The sequence below is a fragment of the Pseudomonas carassii genome (assembly GCF_036324045.1).
In the GTDB taxonomy this organism is placed as follows: Bacteria; Pseudomonadota; Gammaproteobacteria; order Pseudomonadales; family Pseudomonadaceae; genus Aquipseudomonas; species Aquipseudomonas peradeniyensis.
Window position 1 is genome coordinate 45595 of record NZ_JAZDCT010000030.1, and the last position, 23801, is coordinate 69395.

The 23801-nt window shown below is 65.8% G+C and carries 28 protein-coding genes; 22 read left to right on the top strand and 6 right to left on the bottom strand.

The genetic code is table 11. The annotated features are described in order from the left end of the window. Positions 1–61: 61 nt before the first annotated feature. Genes V0R62_RS20250 through pilG form a run of 3 tightly spaced genes read right to left on the bottom strand, consistent with a single transcriptional unit; the run spans position 62 to position 1427 of the window. Positions 62–616, bottom strand: a complete 555-nt coding sequence (locus V0R62_RS20250; RefSeq protein ID WP_330104969.1) for a chemotaxis protein CheW — start codon at positions 614–616, stop codon at positions 62–64. Next, on the bottom strand, positions 613–978 hold the full coding sequence (pilH, locus tag V0R62_RS20255) for a twitching motility response regulator PilH (RefSeq protein WP_028688352.1): 366 nt from the start codon (positions 976–978) through the stop codon (positions 613–615). The genes V0R62_RS20250 and pilH overlap by 4 nt, the downstream gene beginning before the upstream one ends. Positions 979–1025: 47 nt before the next feature. Further along, positions 1026–1427 carry a twitching motility response regulator PilG gene (gene pilG, locus V0R62_RS20260; protein WP_330104970.1) on the bottom strand — a complete coding sequence of 134 codons (402 nt, stop codon included), beginning with the start codon at positions 1425–1427 and terminating at the stop codon, positions 1026–1028. Positions 1428–1634: 207 nt separating this feature from the next. Here pilG and gshB point away from each other — a divergent pair, with 207 nt between their 5' ends. The 16 genes from gshB (at position 1635) to V0R62_RS20340 (ending at position 17693) form a co-directional block, all read left to right on the top strand. Further along, the gene (gene gshB / locus V0R62_RS20265) at positions 1635–2588 is read left to right on the top strand and encodes a glutathione synthase (RefSeq protein ID WP_050707244.1); all 954 of its coding nucleotides are present in this window, start codon (positions 1635–1637) and stop codon (positions 2586–2588) included. A gap of 90 nt (positions 2589–2678) precedes the next feature. Next, positions 2679–3578, top strand: a complete 900-nt coding sequence (locus V0R62_RS20270) for an energy transducer TonB (protein WP_330104971.1) — start codon at positions 2679–2681, stop codon at positions 3576–3578. An 82-nt stretch (positions 3579–3660) separates the two neighbouring features. After that, a complete protein-coding gene (locus V0R62_RS20275; protein WP_330104972.1) occupies positions 3661–4638 on the top strand; it encodes an ankyrin repeat domain-containing protein in 978 nt (325 codons plus the stop codon). 60 nt (positions 4639–4698) lie between these two features. Continuing rightward, entirely contained in the window at positions 4699–5697 is a 999-nt protein-coding gene (locus V0R62_RS20280; RefSeq protein ID WP_330104973.1) for an ankyrin repeat domain-containing protein, read from the top strand. Between the two features lie 70 nt (positions 5698–5767). Beyond that, the gene (locus tag V0R62_RS20285; RefSeq protein ID WP_330104974.1) at positions 5768–6337 is read left to right on the top strand and encodes a YqgE/AlgH family protein; all 570 of its coding nucleotides are present in this window, start codon (positions 5768–5770) and stop codon (positions 6335–6337) included. After that, positions 6337–6762: a Holliday junction resolvase RuvX gene (gene ruvX, locus V0R62_RS20290; protein ID WP_028688357.1), complete on the top strand. Its 426-nt coding sequence runs from the start codon at positions 6337–6339 to the stop codon at positions 6760–6762. The genes V0R62_RS20285 and ruvX overlap by 1 nt, the downstream gene beginning before the upstream one ends. A gap of 51 nt (positions 6763–6813) precedes the next feature. Then, positions 6814–7332: a bifunctional pyr operon transcriptional regulator/uracil phosphoribosyltransferase PyrR gene (pyrR, locus tag V0R62_RS20295; protein WP_186733322.1), complete on the top strand. Its 519-nt coding sequence runs from the start codon at positions 6814–6816 to the stop codon at positions 7330–7332. A 12-nt stretch (positions 7333–7344) separates the two neighbouring features. Beyond that, positions 7345–8349: an aspartate carbamoyltransferase catalytic subunit gene (locus V0R62_RS20300; protein WP_050707248.1), complete on the top strand. Its 1005-nt coding sequence runs from the start codon at positions 7345–7347 to the stop codon at positions 8347–8349. Continuing rightward, a complete protein-coding gene (locus V0R62_RS20305) occupies positions 8346–9617 on the top strand; it encodes a dihydroorotase (RefSeq protein WP_186733321.1) in 1272 nt (423 codons plus the stop codon). The genes V0R62_RS20300 and V0R62_RS20305 overlap by 4 nt, the downstream gene beginning before the upstream one ends. Before the next feature lie 257 nt (positions 9618–9874). Then, positions 9875–10405: an ATP-dependent protease subunit HslV gene (gene hslV / locus V0R62_RS20310; protein WP_011536056.1), complete on the top strand. Its 531-nt coding sequence runs from the start codon at positions 9875–9877 to the stop codon at positions 10403–10405. Positions 10406–10478: 73 nt separating this feature from the next. Continuing rightward, positions 10479–11822, top strand: a complete 1344-nt coding sequence (gene hslU / locus V0R62_RS20315) for an ATP-dependent protease ATPase subunit HslU (RefSeq protein WP_330104975.1) — start codon at positions 10479–10481, stop codon at positions 11820–11822. Between the two features lie 174 nt (positions 11823–11996). Continuing rightward, a complete protein-coding gene (locus tag V0R62_RS20320) occupies positions 11997–12374 on the top strand; it encodes a gamma-butyrobetaine hydroxylase-like domain-containing protein (RefSeq protein WP_046853917.1) in 378 nt (125 codons plus the stop codon). A gap of 336 nt (positions 12375–12710) precedes the next feature. Next, the gene (gene phaC / locus V0R62_RS20325; protein ID WP_050707251.1) at positions 12711–14390 is read left to right on the top strand and encodes a class II poly(R)-hydroxyalkanoic acid synthase; all 1680 of its coding nucleotides are present in this window, start codon (positions 12711–12713) and stop codon (positions 14388–14390) included. Between the two features lie 64 nt (positions 14391–14454). Then, on the top strand, positions 14455–15306 hold the full coding sequence (gene phaZ / locus V0R62_RS20330) for a poly(3-hydroxyalkanoate) depolymerase (RefSeq protein ID WP_330104976.1): 852 nt from the start codon (positions 14455–14457) through the stop codon (positions 15304–15306). Positions 15307–15409: 103 nt separating this feature from the next. Continuing rightward, positions 15410–17074, top strand: a complete 1665-nt coding sequence (phaC, locus tag V0R62_RS20335; protein ID WP_330104977.1) for a class II poly(R)-hydroxyalkanoic acid synthase — start codon at positions 15410–15412, stop codon at positions 17072–17074. A 4-nt stretch (positions 17075–17078) separates the two neighbouring features. Then, entirely contained in the window at positions 17079–17693 is a 615-nt protein-coding gene (locus V0R62_RS20340) for a TetR/AcrR family transcriptional regulator (protein WP_330104978.1), read from the top strand. An 85-nt stretch (positions 17694–17778) separates the two neighbouring features. On the opposite strand, the gene V0R62_RS20345 is transcribed toward V0R62_RS20340, so the two are convergent. From V0R62_RS20345 to V0R62_RS20355, 3 genes are all read right to left on the bottom strand, one after another. Further along, a complete protein-coding gene (locus tag V0R62_RS20345; protein WP_330104979.1) occupies positions 17779–18522 on the bottom strand; it encodes a phasin family protein in 744 nt (247 codons plus the stop codon). Positions 18523–18532: 10 nt separating this feature from the next. Then, positions 18533–18955, bottom strand: a complete 423-nt coding sequence (locus tag V0R62_RS20350) for a phasin family protein (RefSeq protein ID WP_050707256.1) — start codon at positions 18953–18955, stop codon at positions 18533–18535. A 234-nt stretch (positions 18956–19189) separates the two neighbouring features. Continuing rightward, positions 19190–19465, bottom strand: coding sequence for a polyhydroxyalkanoic acid system family protein (locus tag V0R62_RS20355; protein ID WP_050707257.1), 276 nt, complete (start codon positions 19463–19465; stop codon positions 19190–19192). Between the two features lie 125 nt (positions 19466–19590). Here V0R62_RS20355 and ubiE point away from each other — a divergent pair, with 125 nt between their 5' ends. The 6 genes from ubiE (at position 19591) to V0R62_RS20385 (ending at position 23798) form a co-directional block, all read left to right on the top strand. Then, positions 19591–20361: a bifunctional demethylmenaquinone methyltransferase/2-methoxy-6-polyprenyl-1,4-benzoquinol methylase UbiE gene (gene ubiE / locus V0R62_RS20360; protein ID WP_050707258.1), complete on the top strand. Its 771-nt coding sequence runs from the start codon at positions 19591–19593 to the stop codon at positions 20359–20361. Next, positions 20361–20984 carry a ubiquinone biosynthesis accessory factor UbiJ gene (locus V0R62_RS20365; protein WP_330104980.1) on the top strand — a complete coding sequence of 208 codons (624 nt, stop codon included), beginning with the start codon at positions 20361–20363 and terminating at the stop codon, positions 20982–20984. The genes ubiE and V0R62_RS20365 overlap by 1 nt, the downstream gene beginning before the upstream one ends. Beyond that, a complete protein-coding gene (gene ubiB, locus V0R62_RS20370) occupies positions 20981–22594 on the top strand; it encodes a ubiquinone biosynthesis regulatory protein kinase UbiB (RefSeq protein ID WP_330104981.1) in 1614 nt (537 codons plus the stop codon). The genes V0R62_RS20365 and ubiB overlap by 4 nt, the downstream gene beginning before the upstream one ends. A 73-nt stretch (positions 22595–22667) precedes the next feature. Further along, on the top strand, positions 22668–23060 hold the full coding sequence (gene hisI, locus V0R62_RS20375; protein WP_198744158.1) for a phosphoribosyl-AMP cyclohydrolase: 393 nt from the start codon (positions 22668–22670) through the stop codon (positions 23058–23060). Position 23061: 1 nt separating this feature from the next. Next, positions 23062–23397, top strand: coding sequence for a phosphoribosyl-ATP diphosphatase (locus V0R62_RS20380; protein WP_050707262.1), 336 nt, complete (start codon positions 23062–23064; stop codon positions 23395–23397). Between the two features lie 128 nt (positions 23398–23525). Then, complete coding sequence (locus tag V0R62_RS20385; protein ID WP_028688374.1) at positions 23526–23798, top strand: twin-arginine translocase TatA/TatE family subunit; 273 nt, start codon at positions 23526–23528, stop codon at positions 23796–23798. Positions 23799–23801 lie beyond the last annotated feature (3 nt).

A 23801-nucleotide genomic window follows, 5' to 3' on the forward strand; every position in this document is an offset into this window, starting at 1 on the left:
CGGCCGGCGAAACGCCGGCGGTGGCAACGGAAGGTCCTGGCTTGTTCACGTCGAAAATCCTCTACAACGCCACATCGAGAAAACCCGGGGCCTGGGCCAGGGCGAACGGGCTGAAGATCGCCCAGTTGCGTTCACGGGGAAAATGGCCCTGCACGAAAGGCGCGGCCGCGCGGATCAATGGCTGCGGCGGCGACAGCTCGAGGCTGCTCAGGGCGAAGTGCTGCAAGCCGACCACTTCATCCACCAGCAGCCCGGCGAACAGCTCCTCGTGGTCCAGCACCAGCACCCGTCGTTGCTTGCCCGCCGCCGCCTGGCCGAGGCCGAAGAACGCGCACAGGTCCATCACCGGCAACAGCCGCCCGCGCAGGTTGGCCACCCCGCGAACCCACGGCTGCACGCCCGGCACCCGACTGCTGCGGGGCTCGCGCAGCACCTCGGCGACCTCGCCCATGGGCGCGACGAACCACTGCCCGGCGATGCGAAAGCCGATGCCGCTCCACTGCTGCAGGCGGGTGTCCTGCGGTGGCTGGTCGGCCACCAGCAGGCGGCAGCGCCGGTCGATGTCCAGCAACAGCTCGAAGGCGGTCAGCGACGCGCCCTGGGGGCGGGTGGTCAAGCGCCGAGCACTTCTTTCAACTTGGCGATCAGCGCCTCTTCCTCCACCGGCTTGGTCAGGAAATCGCGGGCGCCCTGGCGCTGGGCCCAGATACGGTCGGTTTCCTGGTCCTTGGTGGTCACCACGATCACCGGAATGGCGCTGGTTTCCGGGTCCTTGCTCAGTTGCCGGGTGGCCTGGAAGCCGTTCATGCCGGGCATGACGATGTCCATCAGCACGGCATCGGGCTTCTCCTGGCGGGCCAGGGCCACGCCGTCGGCGCCATTGTCGGCCTTGAGCACCCCATAGCCGCTTTTCTCCAGCCATTCGGTCAATCTGTACATCTCTGTCGGCGAGTCGTCGACAATCAGAATTCGGGCCATGCTGTTTCCCCATCAGGAAATAGAGACGCCGTCCGGCGAGGGCGGCGTCAGGGTGCGTGTGGGTCCTGCGCGACGAAGCCGGGCACACTGGCGCGGATCGCGTCGAGCAGTTCTTCCTTGCTGAACGGTTTGGTCAGGAACTGGTCGGAGCCGACCACCCGGCCGCGGGCCTTGTCGAACAGGCCATCCCGGGAAGAGAGCAGGATCACCGGGGTGTCCTTGAAGGCGCTGTTGTGCTTGATGATGGCGCAGGTCTGATAACCGTCCAGGCGCGGCATCAGCACATCGACGAAGATGATCCGGGGCTTGTGGTCGACGATCTTGGCCAGGGCGTCGAAGCCGTCACTGGCGGTGATCACCTCGCAGCCGGCCTCGCCGAGCAACATCTGCGCGGTGCGGCGAATCGTGCGGGAGTCGTCGATCACCATCACCTTCAGGGGTTGTTCCATCACTTGGGCTACCGTCGCTGATAATGCCGAAAGACTGGGGCCGCTGCCCCAAAGGCCTGCTGTACAGCGCTATGACTGGCATTTTTAGCATACTCCGGGTAGCCATTCCATCTGCCCCGCCCCTTGACCAGCAGCCTTCACGGCGCCACCCTGAGCCACTTTTCTTTCGTGCCATCGCGGCCACCCGCCGCCAAGAGGAACTAACCCATGAGCGTTCGCCTCGGGATTGTCATGGACCCCATCGCGTCCATCTCCTACAAAAAGGACAGCTCGCTGGCCATGCTGCTGGCCGCCCAGGCCCGTGGCTGGAGCCTGTTCTACATGGAACAGCGCGACCTGTACCAGGCCCAGGGCAAGGCCCGCGCGCGGATGCGCCCGCTCAAGGTGTTCGCCGACCCGGCCCGCTGGTTCGAGCTGGACGAGGAGCAGGACAGCCCGCTGGCCGAGCTGGACGTGATCCTGATGCGCAAGGACCCGCCCTTCGACATGGAGTTCGTCTACAGCACCTACCTGCTGGAGCAGGCCGAGGCCGAAGGCGTGCTGGTGGTCAACCGCCCGCAGAGCCTGCGCGACTGCAACGAGAAGCTGTTCGCCACGCTGTTCCCGCAGTGCACGCCGCCGACCCTGGTCAGCCGCCGGCCGGACATCATCCGCGCCTTCGCCGCCGAGCATGGCGACGTGATCCTCAAGCCGCTGGACGGCATGGGCGGCACCTCGATCTTCCGTCACCGGGCCGGTGATCCCAACCTGTCGGTGATCCTCGAGACCCTGACCGCGCTCGGCGCCCAGCAGATCATGGCCCAGGCCTACCTGCCGGCGATCAAGGACGGCGACAAGCGCATCCTGATGATCGACGGCGAGCCGGTGGACTACTGCCTGGCGCGCATCCCGGCCAGCGGCGAGACCCGCGGCAACCTGGCCGCCGGCGGACGCGGCGAAGCCCGGCCGTTGAGCGAGCGCGACCGCTGGATCGCCGCCCAGGTCGGCCCGACCCTGCGCGAGAAGGGCCTGCTGTTCGTCGGCCTGGACGTGATCGGCGACTACCTCACCGAGATCAACGTCACCAGCCCGACCTGCATCCGCGAGATCGACGCGGCCTACAACACCGACATTGGCGGCCGTTTGATGGACGCCATTGATCGCCAGTTGCAGGCCCGCTGACCGCCGACACGTGGCAAACCCGCGGAGTGGGGTATGATGCCGGTCCTTTTTCGCTGACCTGCGCCCTGTTTCGCGGTTGCTGGATACCTGATGACGCTGCCTGCCGACATCCCCGCCGACCTGCTGCCACCCCGCGTTCGCCCGGTGGACCGGCTCGGCTTCACCCTGTTCCTGGCCGCCCTGGTGCACCTGGCGCTGATCCTGGGCGTGGGCTTCACCGTGGTCAAGCCGGCCGACATCCGCCACACCATGGACATCACCCTGGCCACCTTCAAGAGTGAGAAGGCGCCCGAGAAGGCCGACTTCCAGGCCCAGGACAACCAGCAGGGCAGCGGTACCCTGGATAAGAAGGCGGTGCCCAAGACCACCGAGGTCGCGCCGTTCCAGGACAGCAAGATCAACAAGATCACTCCGCCGCCGGCGGCGAAACCGGAGACCCCGCCCGCACCAGCGAAGTCCGTGGTCGCCACCCAGGCACCGAAAACCCAGAAGGTCGAGCCCAGGCCGAAGGAAAGCAAACCGCAACCCAAGCCCGAGGCCAAGGTGCCGGACTTCGACAGCTCGCAGCTGTCCAGCCAGATCGCCAGCCTCGAGGCCGAGCTGTCCCATGAGCAGCAGCTGTATGCCAAGCGCCCGCGCATCCATCGCCTGAACGCCGCCTCGACCCTGCGCGACAAGGGCGCCTGGTACAAGGAAGAGTGGCGCAAGAAGGTCGAGCGCATCGGCAACCTCAACTACCCCGAAGAGGCCCGGCGCCAGCAGATGTATGGCAGCTTGCGGATGATGGTGTCGATCAACCGCGACGGCTCGTTGTACGAAGTGCTGGTACTGGAATCGTCGGGCCAGCCGGTGCTGGACCAGGCGGCCCAGCGCATCGTGCGCCTGGCGGCGCCGTTCGCGCCATTCACCGGCGACCTGGCGGAGTTCGACCGCCTGGAAATCATCCGCACCTGGCGCTTTGCCCGGGGTGACCGGCTGCAGAGCAACTGACATCAGGGCTTACCTGATGGCAAAACAATAGCCATTCTGTAATCATGCGCGCCTTTGGATCCAACAGAGAAAGGACTCTTCCATGGCGCGCTCCCTCTTCGCCCGCAATACCGCTGCCTTTGTCTTTGCCCTTGGCACCTTCGCTCTGCCAGCCGTGGCGTGCGCCGATGCCGCCGCCCTGCAACAGAAACTGGTCGACGAAGTGGGCGAATACCACTACGACGAAACCCCGCAGCGCCTGGCCGCCATAAAGGCCCTGCTCGACCAGGGCGCCGATCCTGATGGCCAACCGGTATTCCTGGCCGCCTCCTACAAGGCAACCGCACCTTTCGAGCTGTTCCTGCCGAAGGTCAACGTCAATGCCCCGATTCAGGAAAGCGGCGAAACCCTGCTGCTGCTCACCCTCAACCAGGCTGAACAGCCGGCCTCCAAGGCCGACCTGGGCATGGTCAAGGCCCTGATCGCAGCAAAAGCCAATGTGAACGTGCAAGCCCAGGAAGACACGGCCTCGCCCCTCAACACCGCGGCGGAAAAGGGCTCGCCAGAGCTGGTCAAACTGCTGCTGGCCGCCGGCGCCGATGCCAAGGCCACCCTGGCCAACGACTTCACGCCCTTGACCGGCAAAGGTGCCTCGAACCTGGAAGTGGTCAAGCTGCTGGTCGAGGCCGGCGCCAACCCGTACCAGGTGACCGGCGCGGGATCCACCCCGCTGCACTTCGTCTGCCAACGCCCCTATGAACTCAATGGCCAGCCGGACCCACAGGCGACCCAGCGCATCGCGCTGCTGCTGAAGAAGGGCAGTTCCATCGATGCCATTCAAGAGCAGCAAGGCACCTTCCCGGTCGGCACGCCGCTCAAGGAAGCGCTGATGAGCAACAACCCCGACTGCATCGCCGCCCTGATCAAGGCCGGCGCCAGCCCCCAGGCCCCTGTGTACCCAGCGAGCTACCTGGCGCAGAACCCAACCGCCAAGCAGCAGACGATCAAGGCCTATGTGTTGTCCCAGGCCGATGCCGAGCCGGACCTGTATCCCACCGAGATCGTCAAGCTGTTCAAGTGATTTCCCCGGGCACGGTGTCTACGCAGATGCCGTGCCCCGCTCAAAGTAAGGACGCTTCGCATGTCACGCCAACGCTTCACCTCGCCCCTGCTCGCCTTCGCCCTGACGGCGCTCTGCGTGTCAGCCTCTGCAACGCAGCAGGAAGCGCCCAACCTGCCAAAGGCGCTGTACAACGCCGTGGGCAACTATGGGTTCTACAAGACGCCTGAGTACATGGCGGAGATTAAACAGCTGCTGGCCCAGGGCGCCCAGCCTGCCGCCGTGACAATGATGGCTGCCGTCTCCAGCCGCCAACCTGAAGTGCTGGACCTGCTGATCGCCAAGGTAGACGACATCAATGCTCCAGTCTCCAGCAACGGTGAGACGCTGCTGACCTATACCCTGAGCCACATCAGCCCGGACGGCGATCCGCAAACCGATGTGCGCATGGTCAAGAGCCTGATCAAGGCCGGTGCCGACGTCAACGCCATCGTTCGCGCACGGACTGCCTCTCCCCTGCAGATCGCCGCCGCGGGCGATGGCAGCAGAACCCCGCCGCAACCGCAGATGGTCAAGCTGCTGCTAGACGCCGGGGCCGATGCCAAGGCGACATTGGGCAACGACTTCAATCCGCTGACCGGCAGAGCCGCTACCAGCCTGGAGGTCATCAAACTGCTGGTCGACGCGGGTACCAACCCGTACCAGGTCACCAAGCCGGGCTCGACCCCTCTGCACTTCGTCTGCGAACGCAACTTCGCACTGCAGGATCAGCCAGACCCGCAAGCCGCGCAGCGCATCGCGATACTGTTGAAGAAAGGCAGCTCCCCCGATGAGATCCACCCACAGAGTGGTGCTGTTCCCGTAGGTACACCGCTACTGGAGGCTGCTCGCTCGCACAACCCGGACTGCGTCGCAGCACTGATTGCCGCCGGCGCCGATCCCGATGCGCCAGCCCACTCGCCCACTTATCTGAAGAACTTCCCGGATACCGAGCAGAAAACGGTTCGCCAGCAGGTGCTGGCCTTCTCCGAGAAATTCGATGGCCTGTACTCGCCCGAAGTGGTGAAGCTGTTCCAGTAACCCGCCGCACTGCTGACAAGGTGACCATGGCACCTTGTCAGCCTCGCCACCTGGCGCCACACTAGCGGACATGAAGACCCTCGCCCCCAGCTACCTCAAGCACCAGTTCCTGATCGCCATGCCGCACATGGCCGATCCGAACTTTGCCCAGACCCTCACCTACATCGTCGAGCACAATGCCCACGGCGCCATGGGCCTGGTGGTCAACCGCCCGCAGGAGCTGAACCTGGCCGACATCCTCGAGCAGTTGCGCCCGAACGACGAGCCGCCCGCCAGCACCCTGCACATCCCGATCTACCAGGGCGGTCCGGTGCAGACCGACCGTGGTTTCGTGCTGCACAGCAATGACCGCACCTATCAGGCCACGGTCGAGCTGGAGGGCCTGTCGCTGTCCACCTCCCAGGACGTGCTGTTCGCCATAGCCGCCGGCGACGGCCCGCGCAAGAGCCTGATCACCCTGGGCTACGCGGGCTGGGAAGCCGGCCAGCTGGAGGCGGAGCTGGCCGACAACGCCTGGCTCAACTGCCCGTTCGACCCCGAGATCATCTTCGGCCTGGCCAGCGACCAGCGCCTGGGCGCCGCCGCCGCGAGCCTGGGCATCAACCTCAGCCTGCTGACCAGCCAGGCGGGCCACGCCTGATGGCCGAACTGCGTCTACTGCTGGGCTTCGACTATGGCACCCGACAGATCGGCGTGGCCGTCGGCCAGGTAATCACCGGCCAGGCCCGCGAACTGTGCACGCTCAAGGCCCAGAACGGCGTGCCGGACTGGAACCAGGTCGAGAAGCTGATCAAGGAATGGAAACCCGACGCCATCGTCGTCGGCCTGCCGCTGAACATGGACGGCACGCCCAGCGAGATGAGCGAGCGCGCCGAGAAATTCGCACGGCGCCTGCACGGCCGCTACAACCTGCCGGTGCACACCCACGACGAACGCCTGACCACCTTCGAGGCCAAGGGCGAGCAGATGGCCCGGGGCGGGCGCCACGGCAGCTACCGCGACAACCCGGTCGACGCCATCGCCGCCGCCCTGCTGCTGCAAGGCTGGCTGGAGGCCAACACTTAAATCCGCTTTGCCGCCGGGCCGATCCGGCGCCCGCCTTCCGAGGAGCACGCAATGAGCCTACCCAATCCCGCCGACCTGATCCGGCAGATGGCCGTCGACCTTCGCGCCCACCTGGCCCGCCGCGGCATCACCGAGCCGCGTTTCATCGGCATCCGCACCGGCGGCGTGTGGGTGGCCCAGGCCCTGCAGGCCGAGCTGGGCGACCAGGGCCCGCTGGGCACCCTGGATGTGTCCTTCTACCGCGACGACTTCAGCCAGAACGGCCTGCACCCGCAGGTACGACCTTCGGAACTGCCGTTCGAGATCGAAGGCCAGCACCTGGTGCTGGTGGATGACGTGCTGATGAGCGGGCGCACCATCCGCGCCGCCCTCAACGAACTGTTCGACTATGGCCGCCCGGCCAGCGTGACCCTGGCCTGCCTGCTCGACCTGGATGCCGGCGAATTGCCGATCCGTCCGAATGTACTCGGCGCCACCCTGTCCCTGGCCGCCCATGAACGGGTAAAATTGACCGGACCCACGCCGCTCGCCCTCGAGCGCCAGGACCTCGCACCCGCTTCCGCCCTTTAAGAGTCCCCCGCGATGACGCCATTCGACGCCAAGCGCCCGCTGCAGCTCAATGACCAGGGCCAGCTGCGCCACTTCCTCTCGCTCGACGGTTTGCCCCGCGAACTGCTCACCGAGATCCTCGACACCGCCGACTCGTTCCTCGAAGTCGGCGCCCGGGCCGTGAAGAAAGTCCCGTTGCTGCGCGGCAAGACCGTGTGCAACGTGTTCTTCGAGAACTCCACCCGTACCCGCACCACCTTCGAACTGGCCGCCCAGCGTCTGTCGGCCGACGTGATCAGCCTGAACGTGTCGACTTCCTCGACCAGCAAGGGCGAGACCCTGTTCGACACCCTGCGCAACCTGGAAGCCATGGCCGCCGACATGTTCGTCGTGCGCCACTCCGATTCCGGCGCCGCCCACTTCATCGCCGAGCATGTGTGCCCGGACGTGGCGGTGATCAACGGCGGTGACGGCCGCCACGCCCACCCGACCCAGGGCATGCTCGACATGCTCACCATTCGTCGGCACAAGGGCGGCTTCGAAAACCTCTCCGTGGCGATCGTCGGCGATATCCTGCACTCGCGGGTGGCCCGCTCGGACATGCTCGCGCTCAAGGCGCTGGGCTGCCCGGACATCCGCGTGATCGGTCCGAAGACGCTGATCCCGATCGGTATCGAGCAATATGGCGTGAAGGTCTACACCGACCTCGCCGAAGGCCTCAAGGACGTCGACGTGGTGATCATGCTGCGCCTGCAGCGCGAGCGCATGGCCGGTGGCCTGCTGCCCAGCGAGGGCGAGTTCTACCGCCTGTTCGGCCTGACCACCGCGCGCCTGGCCGGGGCCAAGCCGGATGCCATCGTCATGCACCCGGGCCCAATCAACCGCGGCGTGGAAATCGAATCGGCGGTGGCCGACGGCCAGCACTCGGTGATCCTCAACCAGGTCACCTACGGCATCGCCGTGCGCATGGCCGTGCTGTCCATGGCCATGAGCGGGCAGAACGCGCAACGTCAATTCGACCAGGAGAACGCCCAGTGACCATCAGCATTATCGGCGCCCGGGTCATCGATCCTGCCAGCGGCCTGGACCGCATCACCGACCTGCACCTGGACGGCGGGCGCATTGCCGCCATCGGCGCGGCGCCGGCCGGCTTCAACGCCAGCCGCACGATCCAGGCCGACGGCCTGGTGGCCGCCCCGGGCCTGGTCGACCTCGGTGTTTCCCTTCGCGAGCCGGGCTACAGCCGCAAGGGCAACATCGCCAGCGAAACCCGTGCCGCCGTGGCCGGCGGTGTCACCAGCCTGTGCTGCCCACCGCAGACCAAGCCGGTGCTGGACACCTCGGCGGTCGCCGAACTGATCCTCGACCGCGCCCGCGAGGCGGCCAACAGCAAGGTTTACCCGATCGGCGCCCTGACCAAGGGCCTGGAAGGCGAGCAACTGGCCGAACTGGTAGCCCTGCGCGACACCGGTTGCGTGGCCTTCGGCAACGGCCTCAAGGAAATCCCCAACAACCGCACCCTGGCCCGTGCCCTGGAATACGCGGCGACCTTCGACCTGACCGTGGTGTTCCACTCCCAGGACCGCGACCTGTCGCAAGGCGGCCTGGCCCACGAAGGCCCTATGGCCAGCTTCCTCGGCCTGCCGGGCATCCCGGAGACCGCCGAGACCGTGGCCCTGGCCCGTAACCTGCTGCTGGTCGAGCAGACCGGCGTGCGCGCCCACTTCACCCAGATCACCAGCGCCCGCGGCGCCCGGCTGATCGCCCAGGCCCAGGCGCTGGGGCTGCCGGTCACCGCCGACGTGGCGCTGTACCAGCTGATCCTCACCGACGAAGCGCTGCGCGACTTCTCCAGCCTGTACCACGTGCAGCCGCCGCTGCGCACCGCAGCCGACCGCGACGGCCTGCGCGAGGCGGTGAAGTCCGGGGTAATCCAGGCGATCTCCAGCCATCACCAGCCCCACGAGCGTGATGCCAAGCTGGCGCCGTTCGGTGCCACCGAGCCGGGGATCAGCAGCGTCGAACTGCTGCTGCCGCTGGCCATGACCCTGGTCGAGGACGGCCTGCTCGACCTGCCGACCCTGCTGGCACGCCTGAGCAGCGGCCCGGCCGCGGCCATGCGCCTGCCCGCTGGCGAGCTGAAGGTAGGCGGCGCGGCGGACCTGGTGCTGTTCGACCCGAAAGCGTCCACTGTTGCCGGCGAGCAGTGGTTCTCCCGCGGCGCGAACTGCCCGTTCATCGGCCACTGCCTGCCGGGCGCGGTGCGTTATACCTTGGTCGACGGGCACGTCTGCCACGAGGCCTGACCACGGTTTACTCGCCCTCCTGTAGGAGCGGCCCTTGCGCCGCGAAAGGGTCGCGCAGCGACCCCGGGATTTCGGGCCACACAGAAATTGCCGGGGCCGCTCTGCGGCCCTTTCGCGGCGCAAGGCCGCTCCTACACCGACCGCGCTCGACCTGAAGCCAGCAGCAACCATTCATCCAATGTGGTTGAAATCCTTCCCCCCTCCCCCCATATGAGTCTGCATCAGGCATTTTCGCCCCGCTGCGTGGAGACTCTCCCTTGACTACCATCGTTTCTGTCCGCCGTAACGGCAAAGTCGTCATGGGCGGCGACGGCCAGGTTTCCCTCGGCAACACCGTGATGAAAGGCAACGCCAAGAAAGTCCGTCGCCTGTACAACGGCCAGGTCATCGCCGGCTTCGCCGGTGCCACCGCCGATGCCTTCACCCTGTTCGAGCGCTTCGAAGCCCAGCTGCAGAAACACTCCGGCCACCTGGTGCGTGCTGCCGTCGAGCTGGCCAAGGAATGGCGCACCGACCGCTCCCTGAGCCGCCTGGAAGCCATGCTGGCCGTGGCCAACAAGGACGCCTCCCTGATCATCACCGGCAACGGCGACGTGGTCGAACCCGAGGACGGCCTGATCGCCATGGGTTCCGGTGGCGGCTACGCCCAGGCCGCTGCCCGCGCCCTGCTGAACAAGACCGACCTCTCGGCCCGTGAAATCACCGAGGCCGCCCTGAATATCGCCGGCGACATCTGCGTGTTCACCAACCACAACCTGACCATCGAGGAGCAGGACCTGGCCGAGTGATCAGTTGTTTTGGCGTCCCGCCCACAGCGGGACTTTTCCACACTGATGACTGCGCCCCAGGACCCTATTGATCATGTCCATGACCCCCCGCGAAATCGTTCACGAACTGAACCGCCACATCATCGGCCAGGACGACGCCAAGCGCGCCGTCGCCATTGCCCTGCGCAACCGCTGGCGGCGCATGCAGCTCCCCGCCGAGCTGCGTGCCGAAGTGACTCCCAAGAACATCCTGATGATCGGCCCCACCGGCGTCGGCAAGACCGAGATCGCCCGCCGCCTGGCCAAGCTGGCCAACGCGCCGTTCATCAAGGTCGAAGCGACCAAGTTCACCGAAGTCGGCTACGTTGGCCGTGACGTCGAGTCGATCATCCGCGACCTGGCCGACGCCGCGCTGAAGATGCTGCGCGAGCAGGAAATCGTCCGCGTGCGCCACCGCGCCGAGGACGCCGCCGAAGACCGCATTCTCGACGCCCTGCTGCCGCAGGCGCGGGTCAGCAGCTTCAGCGAGGAAGCCCAGCAGTCCAGCACCGACTCCAACACCCGCCAGCTGTTCCGCAAGCGCCTGCGCGAAGGCCAGCTGGACGACAAGGAAATCGAGATCGAAGTCGCCGAGAACATGGGCGTCGAGATCGCCGCGCCGCCCGGTATGGAAGAGATGACCAACCAGCTGCAGAGCCTGTTCGCCAACATGGGCAAGGGCAAGCGCAAGACCCGCAAGCTGAAGGTCAAGGAAGCGCTGAAGATGGTCCGCGACGAAGAAGCGGGCCGCCTGGTCAACGAGGAAGAGCTCAAGGCCAAGGCCCTGGAAGCGGTCGAACAGCACGGCATCGTGTTCATCGACGAGATCGACAAGGTGGCCAAGCGTGGCAATGTCGGCGGCGCTGATGTCTCCCGTGAAGGCGTGCAGCGCGACCTGCTGCCGCTGATCGAGGGCTGCACCGTCAACACCAAGCTGGGCATGGTCAAGACCGACCACATCCTGTTCATCGCCTCCGGCGCCTTCCACCTGAGCAAGCCGAGCGACCTGGTGCCCGAACTGCAGGGCCGCCTGCCGATCCGTGTCGAGCTCAAGGCGCTGACCCCGGAAGACTTCGAGCGCATCCTCAAGGAGCCGCACGCCTCGCTGACCGAGCAGTACAGCGCCCTGCTCAAGACCGAGGGCCTGAACATCGAGTTCGCCGACGAAGGCCTCAAGCGCCTGGCCGAGATCGCCTACCAGGTCAACGAGAAGACCGAGAACATCGGTGCCCGCCGCCTGCACACCCTGCTCGAGCGCCTGCTCGAAGAGGTGTCGTTCAGCGCCGGCGACCTGGCCAGCGCCCACGACGAGACGCCGATCCACATCGACGCCGCTTACGTGAACAGCCACCTGGGCGAGCTGGCGCAGAACGAAGATCTGTCGCGTTACATCCTGTAAGAGCGCAGGGGGCCGCTACGCGGCCCTTTCGCGACACAAGGCCGCTCCTACAGGGGGACTGCATTCTCCTTGTAGGAGCGGCCTTGTGCCGCGAAAGGGCTGCGTAGCAGCCCCCTTGCACAATGCCTGGAATCACTCGAAGCTTGCAGCTTGAAGCCAAAGAGAGATTCGCCCATGGCCCGCCTCCCCACCGCCATCAACCTGCACAAAGCCTCCAAGACCCTCACCCTCACCTACGCCCCCGGCGAGGTATACCACCTGCCCGCCGAATTCCTGCGCGTGCACTCCCCCTCCGCCGAGGTCCAGGGCCACGGCAATCCCATCCTGCAATTTGGCAAGATCAACGTCGGCCTCAGCGGCCTGGAACCGGCCGGTCAATATGCACTGAAACTGACCTTCGACGATGGCCATGACTCCGGATTGTTCACCTGGGAGTACCTCGAGCAGTTGTGCCTGCGCCAGGAGCAGCTGTGGGCCGATTACCTCGACGAATTGCACAAGGCCGGCAAATCCCGCGACCCGTCCGAATCGGTGGTGAAATTGATGCTCTAGCTCAAGGCTCGCAAGCTTTAGAGCGCATTTTCTAATCTCATCTGCTTGAATGCCTTGATGACTGCCAAAGATTGGCTGTCTTGCGCATTACACGAAAGTCGGGTAACCAATGGAGCTGGCAAGTTCCCTGCATTGCCTTGAAGGCAGGCAGGGCCAGGCCGGTATGTAGAGGTCGCGAGCGAAAGCAGGTTGTCTTCACACGCAGAAACCCACGCAGCTCATCATCGGCACGCATCCGGTCGCAGCACCGCTGTTCCTTATCACTGGTCACCCGAGTAGCAGTACCGGGCTGTCACAGCACGCCGGTACTCGTCTCAGGACAACGGAGCGTCGTAGATGAGTAACAAGAACAACGATGAGTTGCAGCGGCAGGCCTCGGAAAACACCCTGGGGCTGAACCCGGTCATCGGCATTCGCCGCAAGGATCTGCTGACATCGGCGCGCACTGTGCTGCGCCAGGCGGTACGCCAGCCCCTGCACAGCGCCAAGCACGTGGCGCATTTCGGCCTGGAGCTGAAAAACGTGCTGCTGGGCAAGTCGGCCCTGCAGCCTGAAGGCGACGACCGTCGCTTCGCCGACCCGGCATGGAGCAAGAACCCCCTGTACCGCCGCTACCTGCAGACCTACCTGGCCTGGCGCAAGGAGCTCAACGACTGGATCGGCGAAAGCGACCTGTCGCCCCAGGACATCAGCCGTGGGCAGTTCGTCATCAACCTGGTGACCGAGGCCATGGCCCCCACCAACACCCTCTCCAACCCCGCCGCGGTCAAGCGCTTCTTCGAGACCGGCGGCAAGAGCCTGCTCGACGGGCTGTCCAACCTGGCCAAGGACATCGTCAACAACGGCGGCATGCCCAGCCAGGTGAACATGGAGGCCTTCGAGGTCGGCAAGAACCTCGGCACCAGCGAAGGCTCGGTGGTGTACCGCAACGATGTGCTGGAACTCATCCAGTACAGCCCCATCACCGAGCAGGTGCACAGCCGTCCGCTGCTGGTGGTGCCGCCACAGATCAACAAGTTCTACGTGTTCGACCTGAGCCCGGAAAAGAGCCTGGCGCGCTTCTGCCTGCGCTCCCAGCAGCAGACCTTCATCGTCAGCTGGCGCAACCCGACCAAGGCCCAGCGCGAGTGGGGCCTGTCGACCTACATAGACGCGCTCAAGGAGGCGGTCGACGCGGTGCTGGCGATCACCGGCAGCAAGGACTTGAACATGCTCGGCGCCTGCTCCGGCGGCATCACCTGCACCGCGCTGGTGGGCCACTACGCCGCGCTCGGCGAGAAGAAGGTCAACGCCCTCACCCTGCTGGTGAGCGTGCTCGACACCACCGTCGACACCCAGGTCGCGCTGTTCGTCGACGAGCAAACGCTGGAGGCGGCCAAGCGCCACTCCTACCAGGCTGGTGTACTCGAAGGCAGCGACATGGCCAAGGTGTTCGCCTGGATGCGCCCCAACGACCTGATCTGGAACTACTGGGTCAACAACTACCTGCTCGGCAACGAACCGCCGGTATTCGACATCCTGTTCTGGAACAACGACACCACCCGTCTGCCGGCCGCCTTCCACGGCGACCTGATCGAGATGTTCAAGAACAACCCGCTGACCCGCTCCGACGCCCTCGAAGTGTGCGGCACCGCCATCGACCTGAAGAAGGTCGACTGCGACATCTACAGCGTCGCCGGCACCGCCGACCACATCACCCCGTGGCAGTCGTGCTACCGCTCGGCGCACCTGTTCGGCGGCAAGATCGAGTTCGTGCTGTCCAACAGCGGGCATATCCAGAGCATCCTCAACCCGCCGGGCAACCCCAAGGCGCGCTTCATGACCGGCGAGGACCGCCCGGACGATCCGGTGGCCTGGCAGGAGAACGCCATCAAGCATGCCGATTCCTGGTGGCTGCACTGGCAGGCCTGGCTGGGCGAGCGCGCCGGCGAACTCAAGAAGGCGCCTACAAAGCTGGGTAACCGCACCTATACCGCAGGCGAGGCCGCACCGGGAACATACGTGCACGAGCGTTGAACCGAACCGCCGCGATGGGCCTGTCGGTGCATCGCGGCGCTACCTTCACCACAGAGTCACGCGCATGCCGCAACCGTACATCTTCAGGACCGTCGAGCTGGACGAGCAGTCCATACGCACCGCAGTCCGCCCGGGCAAGCCACACCTGACGCCGCTGCTGATCTTCAACGGCATCGGCGCCAACCTCGAGCTGGTGTTTCCGTTCATCGAGGCGCTGGACCCGGACCTGGAGGTCATCGCCTTCGACGTGCCCGGGGTCGGCGGCTCGTCGACGCCCCGCCACCCCTACCGCTTTCCCGGCCTGGCCAAGCTGACCGCGCGCATGCTCGACTACCTGGACTACGGCCAGGTCAATGTCATCGGCGTGTCCTGGGGCGGCGCCCTGGCCCAGCAGTTCGCCCACGACTACCCCGAGCGCTGCAAGAAGCTGGTGCTGGCCGCCACCGCCGCCGGCGCGGTGATGGTGCCGGGCAAGCCCAAGGTGCTGTGGATGATGGCCAGCCCGCGGCGCTATGTGCAGCCCTCCCATGTGATCCGCATCGCCCCGCTGATCTACGGCGGCGGCTTCCGGCGCGACCCTGAGCTGGCGATGCACCATGCCTCCAAGGTTCGCTCGGGCGGCAAGCTGGGCTACTACTGGCAGCTGTTCGCCGGGCTCGGCTGGACCAGCATCCACTGGCTGCACAAGATCCACCAGCCCACCCTGGTGCTGGCTGGCGACGACGATCCGTTGATCCCACTGATCAACATGCGCCTGCTGGCCTGGCGAATTCCCAATGCCCAGCTACACATAATCGACGACGGCCACCTGTTCCTGATCACCCGAGCCGAGGCCGTCGCGCCGATCATCATGAAATTCCTCGAGCAGGAACGCCAACGCGCGGTCATGCACCCCCGGCCCGCTGCGCGCACCTGATGCCGACTGCGGGACAAGCCCGCTCCCACCACCCCCAGAAAAGCTGGCGTGGGAGAGGGCTTGTCCCGCGATCGGCCCGATTGCTAAACGATGGAGTGTTGGCATGAAAGACAAACCGGTGCCCGTCACCAGCATGAACGTGCAGAACGCCATCACCGGCCTGCGCGGTCGCGACCTCATCTCGACCCTGCGCCAGGTCGGCAGGATCAGCCTGCGCAACCCGCTGCACACCGCCCACCACCTGCTGAGCCTCGGCGGCCAGCTGGGCCGCGTGCTGATCGGCGACAGCCCCTATCAGCCCCACCCCCGCGACACGCGGTTCAGCGACCCGACCTGGAGCCAGAACCCGTTCTACCGTCGCGGCCTGCAGGCCTACCTGGCCTGGCAGAAGCAGACCCGCCTGTGGATCGAGGAAAGCAGTCTGGCCGACGACGACCGCGCCCGGGCACAATTCCTGTTCAACTTGGTCAGCGACGCCTTCGCCCCGAGCAACTCGCTGCTCAATCCGCTGGCGGTCAAGGAGCTGTTCAACACCGGCGGCCTGAGCCTGCTGCGCGGGGCCAGCCACCTCCTCGACGACCTGCGCCACAACGACGGCCTGCCGCGCCAGGTGGACGAGCGGGCCTTCGAGGTCGGCGGCAACCTGGCCGCCACCCCTGGCGCGGTGGTGTTTCGCAACGAGCTGCTGGAGCTGATCCAGTACAAGCCCATGAGCGAGAAACAGTACGCCCGGCCGCTGCTGGTGGTACCGCCGCAGATCAACAAGTTCTACATCTTCGACCTGGGGCCGACCAACAGTTTCGTCCAGTACATGCTCAAGCAGGGCCTGCAGGTGTTCATGGTCAGCTGGCGCAACCCTGACCCACGTCACCGCGAGTGGGGCCTGTCCAGCTACGTGCAGGCCCTGGAGGAAGCGCTCAATGCCTGCCGCAGCATCAGCGGCAGCCGCGATCCCAACCTGATGGGCGCCTGCGCCGGCGGCCTGACCATGGCCGCCCTGCAAGGCCACCTGCATGCCAAGAAACAGCTGCGCAAGGTGCGCAGCGCCACTTACCTGGTGAGCTTGCTCGACAGCCAGTTCGACAGCCCCGCCAGCCTGTTCGCCGACGAGCAGACCGTAGAGGCGGCCAAGCGCCGCTCGTACCAGCGCGGCGTGCTCGACGGCGGTGAAGTGGCGCGGATCTTCGCCTGGATGCGGCCCAATGACCTGATCTGGAATTACTGGGTCAACAACTACCTGATGGGCAAGACCCCGCCGGCGTTCGACATTCTCTACTGGAACGCCGACAACACCCGCCTGCCCGCCGCCCTGCACGGCGACCTGCTGGACTTCTTCAAACTCAACCCGCTGACCTTCCCCGAAGGCCTGGAAGTGTGCGGTACGCCGATCGACCTCAAGCAGGTCGGGCTGGACAGCTTCACCGTGGCCGGCAGCAACGACCACATCACCCCGTGGGACGCCGTTTACCGCTCGGCCCTGCTGCTCGGCGGCGATCGGCGTTTCATCCTGGCCAACAGCGGCCATATCCAGAGCATCATCAACCCGCCCGGCAACCCCAAGGCCTACTACCTGGAAAACCCCAAACTCTCCAGCGACCCACGGGCCTGGTTCCACGACGCCCAGCGCCGCGACGGCAGCTGGTGGCCGCTGTGGCTGGAATGGATCAGCGAGCGCTCGGGTACGCTGAAGCCCCCCCGCGAGGAACTGGGCAACGCCACCTACCCAGCGCTGGGCCCCGCGCCGGGCAGCTACGTATTGGCGCGCTGACCGGATGAAGACCCGCGACCGTATCCTCGAATGTGCCTTGCAGCTGTTCAACCGCCAGGGCGAGCCGAACGTCTCGACCCTGGAGATCGCCAACGAACTGGGGATCAGCCCCGGCAACCTGTACTACCACTTCCACGGCAAGGAGCCGCTGGTGATCGGCCTGTTCGAGCGCTTCGAAGAGGAACTGATGACGCTGCTCGACCCGCCCCTGGACGTGCGCCTGGACGCCGAGGATTACTGGCTGTTCCTGCACCTGATCGTCGAGCGCATGGCCCAGTACCGCTTCCTGTTCCAGGACCTGTCCAACCTCACCGGGCGCCTGCCCAAGCTGGCGCGGGGCATGCGCAGCCTGATCAACGCCCTCAAGCGCACCCTGGCCGCGTTGCTGGCCAGCCTCAAGGGCCAGGGCCAGGTGACCAGTGAGACCCAGGCCCTGGGGCAACTGGTGGAGCAGATCACCCTGACCCTGATGTGCTCGCTGGACTACCAGCGAGTGCTGGGGCGCGAGGGCGACGTGGGGGTGGTGGTGTACCAGGTGATGATGCTGGTGGCGCCGCATCTGCAGGCACCGGCGCGCAGCGCGGCGGAGCAGTTGGCGATGCGGTATCTGGAAGGCTGAAACGATCACGGGGCAAACCCACCCCCACGAGTCCTGTGCAGGCTTCGTGGGAGCGAGCTTGCCCCGCGATCAGGGCGACGCGGTGTCAGGCCTGGGTGGCCGCGTTCACCGGTGCCGACGGCGTGCTGCTGGCCGGGGCCGCGCTCGGAGCCGGAGCCGCAGTGGCGGCAGGCGCCGGAGCGGCCGGCTTGGCTGCTACAGGCTTGGCCGGAGTCGCTTTCTTCACGGCCGGCTTTTTGGCCGCAGCGGGTTTGGCCGCTGGTTTGGCGGCCGCTGGCTTGGCTGCCGGTTTGGCCGCCGCGGTTTTCGCCGCAGGCTTGGCCGCCGGTTTGGCCGCCGCGGTCTTGGCTGCGGGCTTGGCTGCCGGCTTGGCCAGGGGCTTGGCCGCAGTCTTGCTGGCACTGGCCTTGGAGATCGGAGTCACCGACGCGCCGGTCAGTTTCTCGATCTGCTTGGTCAGCGAGTCGACCTGCTGGTGCAGGGCCTTGATCTCATTGCGGCTGGGCACGCCCAGGCGCGAGATGGCGCTGTTCAGGCGCTTGTCGAACGCCTCCTCCAGCTCGCTCCACTTGCCCAGCGCACGGTCCTTCACGCCAGACACCCGGGAGTTGGTCGACGACTTGGCGCTTTCGGCCACGTCCTCGGCCGTTTTCTTCGCCTGCTTCTCGGCCTTTTCGCCATCCTTCACCAGCGAATCGAACAGCTTCGGACCGTCCTGGTCGACCTTGGAGTAGATACCCAGGCCAGCCAACCAGATCTTGCGGGAGTACTTCTCGATTCCGCCGATCCAGGAACTGCCTTCTTTCTCGGTGTTCTTCTTGCCAGCCATCCTGCTCTCCTTATGGTTTGTGCGCGACGCGCTCGAGCAGCTCGTGCAGCTGTTCAAGCTTGATGGACAACGCCTCAACGTCATGTTTAGACGGAATGCCGAGGCGATTCAAGGCGCGACCGACACGGGCGTCGAAGGCTTTCTCGATTTTGTCCAGTTGGACCTCGACCTTGCCGCGTACCCGGCTGACTTCCTGGGTGGCTTCGTCGAGATGGCCGTTGGCGGCTTCGATCTCTTTATCCAGGCGCTTCTTGCCGCGTTTCTCGACGCCTTCGCCGGCCTTCACCAGCTCCTTGAAGTAGTCGGAACCTTCCTGGCCGACGCGGGCGTAGGCACCGATGCCCGCCAGCCAGATCTTGCGGGCGTAGCCGCGCACCTCGCCCAGGGTACTGCCTTGGGCGTCGTCTTTCTGCTTGAGATTCACTTTGGCCATGCTCTGCACCTCATGCTCGTTCAAGGGGAGGGAGGAACTGCCCTGGGAGGCAGGGCTTGAGCGTGAAGGTAGGCGGAAAAATTAGAATCCTCACCCTAAGGTGAGGTCATGCAGCGTCTGCGTTTGCGTGGGAGCGGGCTTGACCCGCGATAGCTATTGCCCGGGCTGGCGCTATCGCGGGGCAAGCCCGCTCCCACAAGGCCCGCTCCCGCAAACAGCAAGGAACGCGCAGTGTCAGGCCAGCGCCTTGTCCAGCGCCCGCTCGATCTCGCCCTTGATGCTGCCGCTCATCATCGACAGCATCATGCCCAGCTTCAGCTCGACGCGGATGGTGTCCTCGCCAATGTGCACGCTGCCGTTGGCGCCGCTGCGCGTCACATCGACGCGGTCGCCGTTCCAGGTGGCCTTGAGGTCGTACTCGCGGCTGAGCCTGTCGACCAGCGCCTCGGCCTTGGCACGGGCGGCGTCACGGCCGAGGGAGTGTTTGCGTTCGACGCTGATCTGGGTCATGCGGGTGATCCTGGATATGAAGACATAATCGCCATTATGCCCGCCCCCTCTGCATGACACACCCCGCCAAGACAAATCCGCCCGCAGCCCCTAGAATGGCCGTAATTTTTTTCTGGTGAAGCGATATGACCGACCAGCGCAAAGGCGACCACGCCGAACCCACTACCCACTTCGGCTACCAGGACGTGCCCGAGAGCCAGAAGGCGAAGAAAGTCGCCGAGGTGTTCCACTCGGTGGCCGCCAAGTACGACCTGATGAACGACGTGCTGTCCGGCGGCATGCACCGCCTGTGGAAGCGCTTCACCATCGAGCTGTCCGGCGTGCGCAGCGGCAACCGGGTGCTGGACATCGCCGGTGGCACCGGCGACCTGGCCGCCAAGTTCTCGCGCCTGGTCGGCCCGACCGGCCAGGTGGTGCTGGCCGACATCAACGATTCGATGCTCAAGGTCGGCCGTGACCGCCTGCTCGACCGCGGCGTGGCCGGCAACATCGAGTTCGTCCAGGCCGACGCCGAGAAGCTGCCGTTCCCGGACAACCACTTCGACTGCGTGACCATCGCCTTCGGCTTGCGCAACGTGACCCACAAGGACGAAGCCATCCGCTCCATGCTGCGGGTGCTCAAGCCCGGTGGCCGCCTGTTGATCCTGGAGTTCTCCAAGCCGACCAACAAGCTGATGTCCAAGGCCTACGACGCCTACTCGTTCGCCTTCATGCCGCTGGCCGGCAAGCTGATCACCAACGACTCGGAAAGCTACCGCTACCTGGCAGAGTCGATCCGCATGCACCCCGACCAGGAAACGCTCAAGAGCATGATGGTCGAGGCCGGCTTCGACCGCGTCACCTACCACAACATGACCAGCGGTATCGTCGCCGTGCACCGGGGGATCAAGCCCTGATGCTCCTGGCCGGCCTGCTCGCCAGCGCCGAGCACGGGCTCAACCGTGTCCTGCGCCTGGACAGCACCGCCCTCCCGCGCCTGGCGGCGCTGGAGGGCCGGGTGATCGAGATCGACTGCGTGCAGCCGGCCCTGAAGCTGTTCGTGCTGCCCGACGAGGAAGGTCTGATGCTCGCCGCCCACTGGGAGGGCGAGGTCGACTGCACCCTGCGCGCCCCCGCCGGGCGCCTGGCGCAGTTGGCCTTGGCCAAGGACAAGACCGCCGTGCTGCACAGCCCTCAGGTCGAACTGCATGGCGACAGCGCCGTGCTGCTCGACCTGTTCGGCATCGTGCAGGACCTGGAGCTGGACTGGGAATACGAGCTGCAGCGCTGGCTGGGCCCGGTGCCCACTGCGCTGATCGCCGGCCACCTGCGCCTGCGCGCGCGCTGGACCCGCCAGGGCCTGGCCCGTTTCGGCGAGAACCTCTCCGAGTATCTGGCCGAGGAATCCCGCACCCTGGTCGGCAAACGCGAAGCCGAAGCGGCGTTCAGCGAGCTCGATGCGCTGAAGGTCGACATCGAACGTCTCGAGGCGCGCCTGCGCCGCCTCACCCACATTCTTGATACCAGCGATAACGCATGAAGCTGCTCGCCGTCCGCCGTCTGTTGCGCATCCAGCGCGTCGTGATCCGCTACCGCCTCGATGACCTGCTGTTCGAACAGCCCCTGCTACCCTGGTGGCTGGCCAGCCTGCGCCTGCTGATGCCCTGGCGCTGGCTGCCGCGCAAGCCCCTGGAGCTGAGCCGCGGCGCGCGCCTGCGCCTGGCGCTGCAGGACCTGGGGCCGATCTTCATCAAGTTCGGCCAGTTGCTCTCCACCCGCCGCGACCTGCTGCCCACCGACATCGCCGACGAGCTGATGCTGCTGCAGGACCGGGTACCGCCATTCGACCCGCAGCACGCCGTGGCACTGATCGAGGAACAGCTCGGGGCGAAGGTGACCGAGGTGTTCAGCCGCTTCGATGTCGAGCCGCTGGCCTCGGCCTCGGTAGCCCAGGTCCACGCCGCGCGCCTGAAGAGCGGCGAGGAGGTGGTGGTCAAGGTGGTGCGCCCGGGCCTCAAGCCGGTCATCGCCCAGGACCTGGCCTGGCTGTTCCTGATCGCCAAGGCCGCCGAGCGCGCCTCGGCCGATGCCCGCCGCCTGCACCCGGTGGAGATCGTCGGCGACTACGAGAAGACCATCTACGACGAGCTCGACCTGCTGCGCGAGGCGGCCAACGCCAGCCAGCTGCGACGCAACTTCGAAGGCTCCGAGCTGATGTACGTACCCCAGGTGTACTGGGACTTCTGCCGGCCCAAGGTGCTGGTGATGGAGCGTATCTACGGCGTGCCGGTCACCGACATGGCCACCCTGGCCGACCAGCGCACCGACATGAAGATGCTCGCCGAGCGGGGTGTGGAAGTGTTCTTCACCCAGGTGTTCCGCGACAGCTTCTTCCACGCCGACATGCACCCGGGCAACATCTTCGTCAGCACGGTCAAGCCGTGGAGCCCGCAGTACATTGCCATCGACTGCGGCATCGTCGGCAGCCTGACGGCCGAGGACCAGGACTACCTGGCCCGCAACCTGATCGCCTTCTTCAAGCGCGACTACCGCCGCGTGGCCCAGTTGCACATCGATTCGGGCTGGGTGCCGGCGCAGACCAAGGTCAACGAGTTCGAGGCGGCGATCCGCACGGTGTGCGAGCCGATCTTCGAAAAACCGCTCAAGGACATCTCCTTCGGCCAGGTGCTGATGCGCCTGTTCCAGACCGCCCGGCGCTTCAACATGGAAGTCCAGCCGCAGCTGGTGCTGCTGCAGAAGACCCTGCTCAACATCGAAGGCCTGGGCCGCCAGCTGTACCCCGACCTCGACCTGTGGAGCACCGCCAAGCCGTTCCTCGAGCGCTGGATGCGCGAGCGCATGAGCCCGAAGGCGGTGATCGGCAACCTGTACAGCCAGGCCGAGCAACTGCCGCACCTGGCCGACATGACCCGCGACCTGCTCGAGCGCCTGTCGCAACCGCACCTGCACGACGCGCAACTGCCCGAGCGGCGCCGCGCCGGCGACAACTGGGCGCTGCGCCTGCTCGGCGCCGGCCTGCTCGGCGGCGGGGCGACGCTGGCCGCCGGTGCCGTCAGCCTCAGCGCCCCGGCCGCCTGGCCCGCGTGGTTGATGCTGGCCGCCGGCCTGTACCTGATCGTGCGCCGATAGCCAGCCGCGCCGCCGGCTGGCACACTAACGCACAGGGGCCCGGTACGGGAGCGGGCCCGGTTTGGAGTCGACGATGAAAGACTGGCTGGACGAGATCAAGTGGAACAGCGATGGCCTGGTGCCGGCGATCGCCCAGGACCACAAGACCGGGCGCGTGCTGATGATGGCCTGGATGAACCGTGAATCCCTCGCCCTGACCGCCGCCGAGCATCGCGCCATCTACTGGTCGCGCTCGCGGGGCAAGCTGTGGCGCAAGGGCGAAGAGTCGGGCCATGTGCAGAAACTGCATGAACTGCGCCTGGACTGCGACGCCGACGTGATCATCCTGATGGTCGAGCAACTGGGCCATATCGCCTGCCATACCGGCCGCGAAAGCTGCTTCTACCGCGTCTTCGAGGACGGCCAGTGGAAAATCGTCGACCCGGTCCTGAAGGATCCGGACGCCATCTACAGCGCAGGACACTGACATGAGCGACACCCTGAACCGCCTCGCCGAGGTGCTGGAAGAACGCAAGCACGCGGCGCCGGACAGCAGCTACGTGGCCAGCCTGTATCACAAGGGCCTGAACAAGATCCTCGAGAAGCTCGGCGAAGAGTCCATCGAGACCATCATCGCCGCCAAGGATGCCGCCGCCAGCAAGGATTACAGCGATGTCATCTATGAAACCGCAGACCTGTGGTTTCATAGCCTGGTCATGCTCAGCGCGCTGGGCCAGCATCCGCAGGCGGTGCTTGACGAGCTGGAGCGTCGGTTCGGGCTTTCCGGGCATGATGAGAAGGCTGCGCGTCAGCCTTCTGCCTGAATAATTGCGGGGGCCCGCGTCGCCTGACAGATTCGCAATACCCTGTGTAGGAGCGGCCTTGTGCCGCGAAAGGGCTGCAACGCAGCCCCAGGGTCCGAAAGACAGACACACATTTTCAGGAGCTTGAAATGGGCATTTTTGACTGGAAACACTGGATCGTCCTGCTGGTCGTCGTGGTGCTGGTGTTCGGCACCAAGAAACTGAAGAACTTCGGCAGCGACCTGGGCGAATCGATCAAGGGCTTCCGCAAGGCCATGAACGAAGAAGAAACCAAGCCCGCCGAGCAGACCCCGCCGCCGGCCCAACCGGTTCCGCCGGTGCAGAACACCGCCCAGCAGGCCCAGGGCCACACCATCGAGGGCCAGGCCCAGCCGGTCCAAGAGCCGCAGCGGAAAGACTGACCC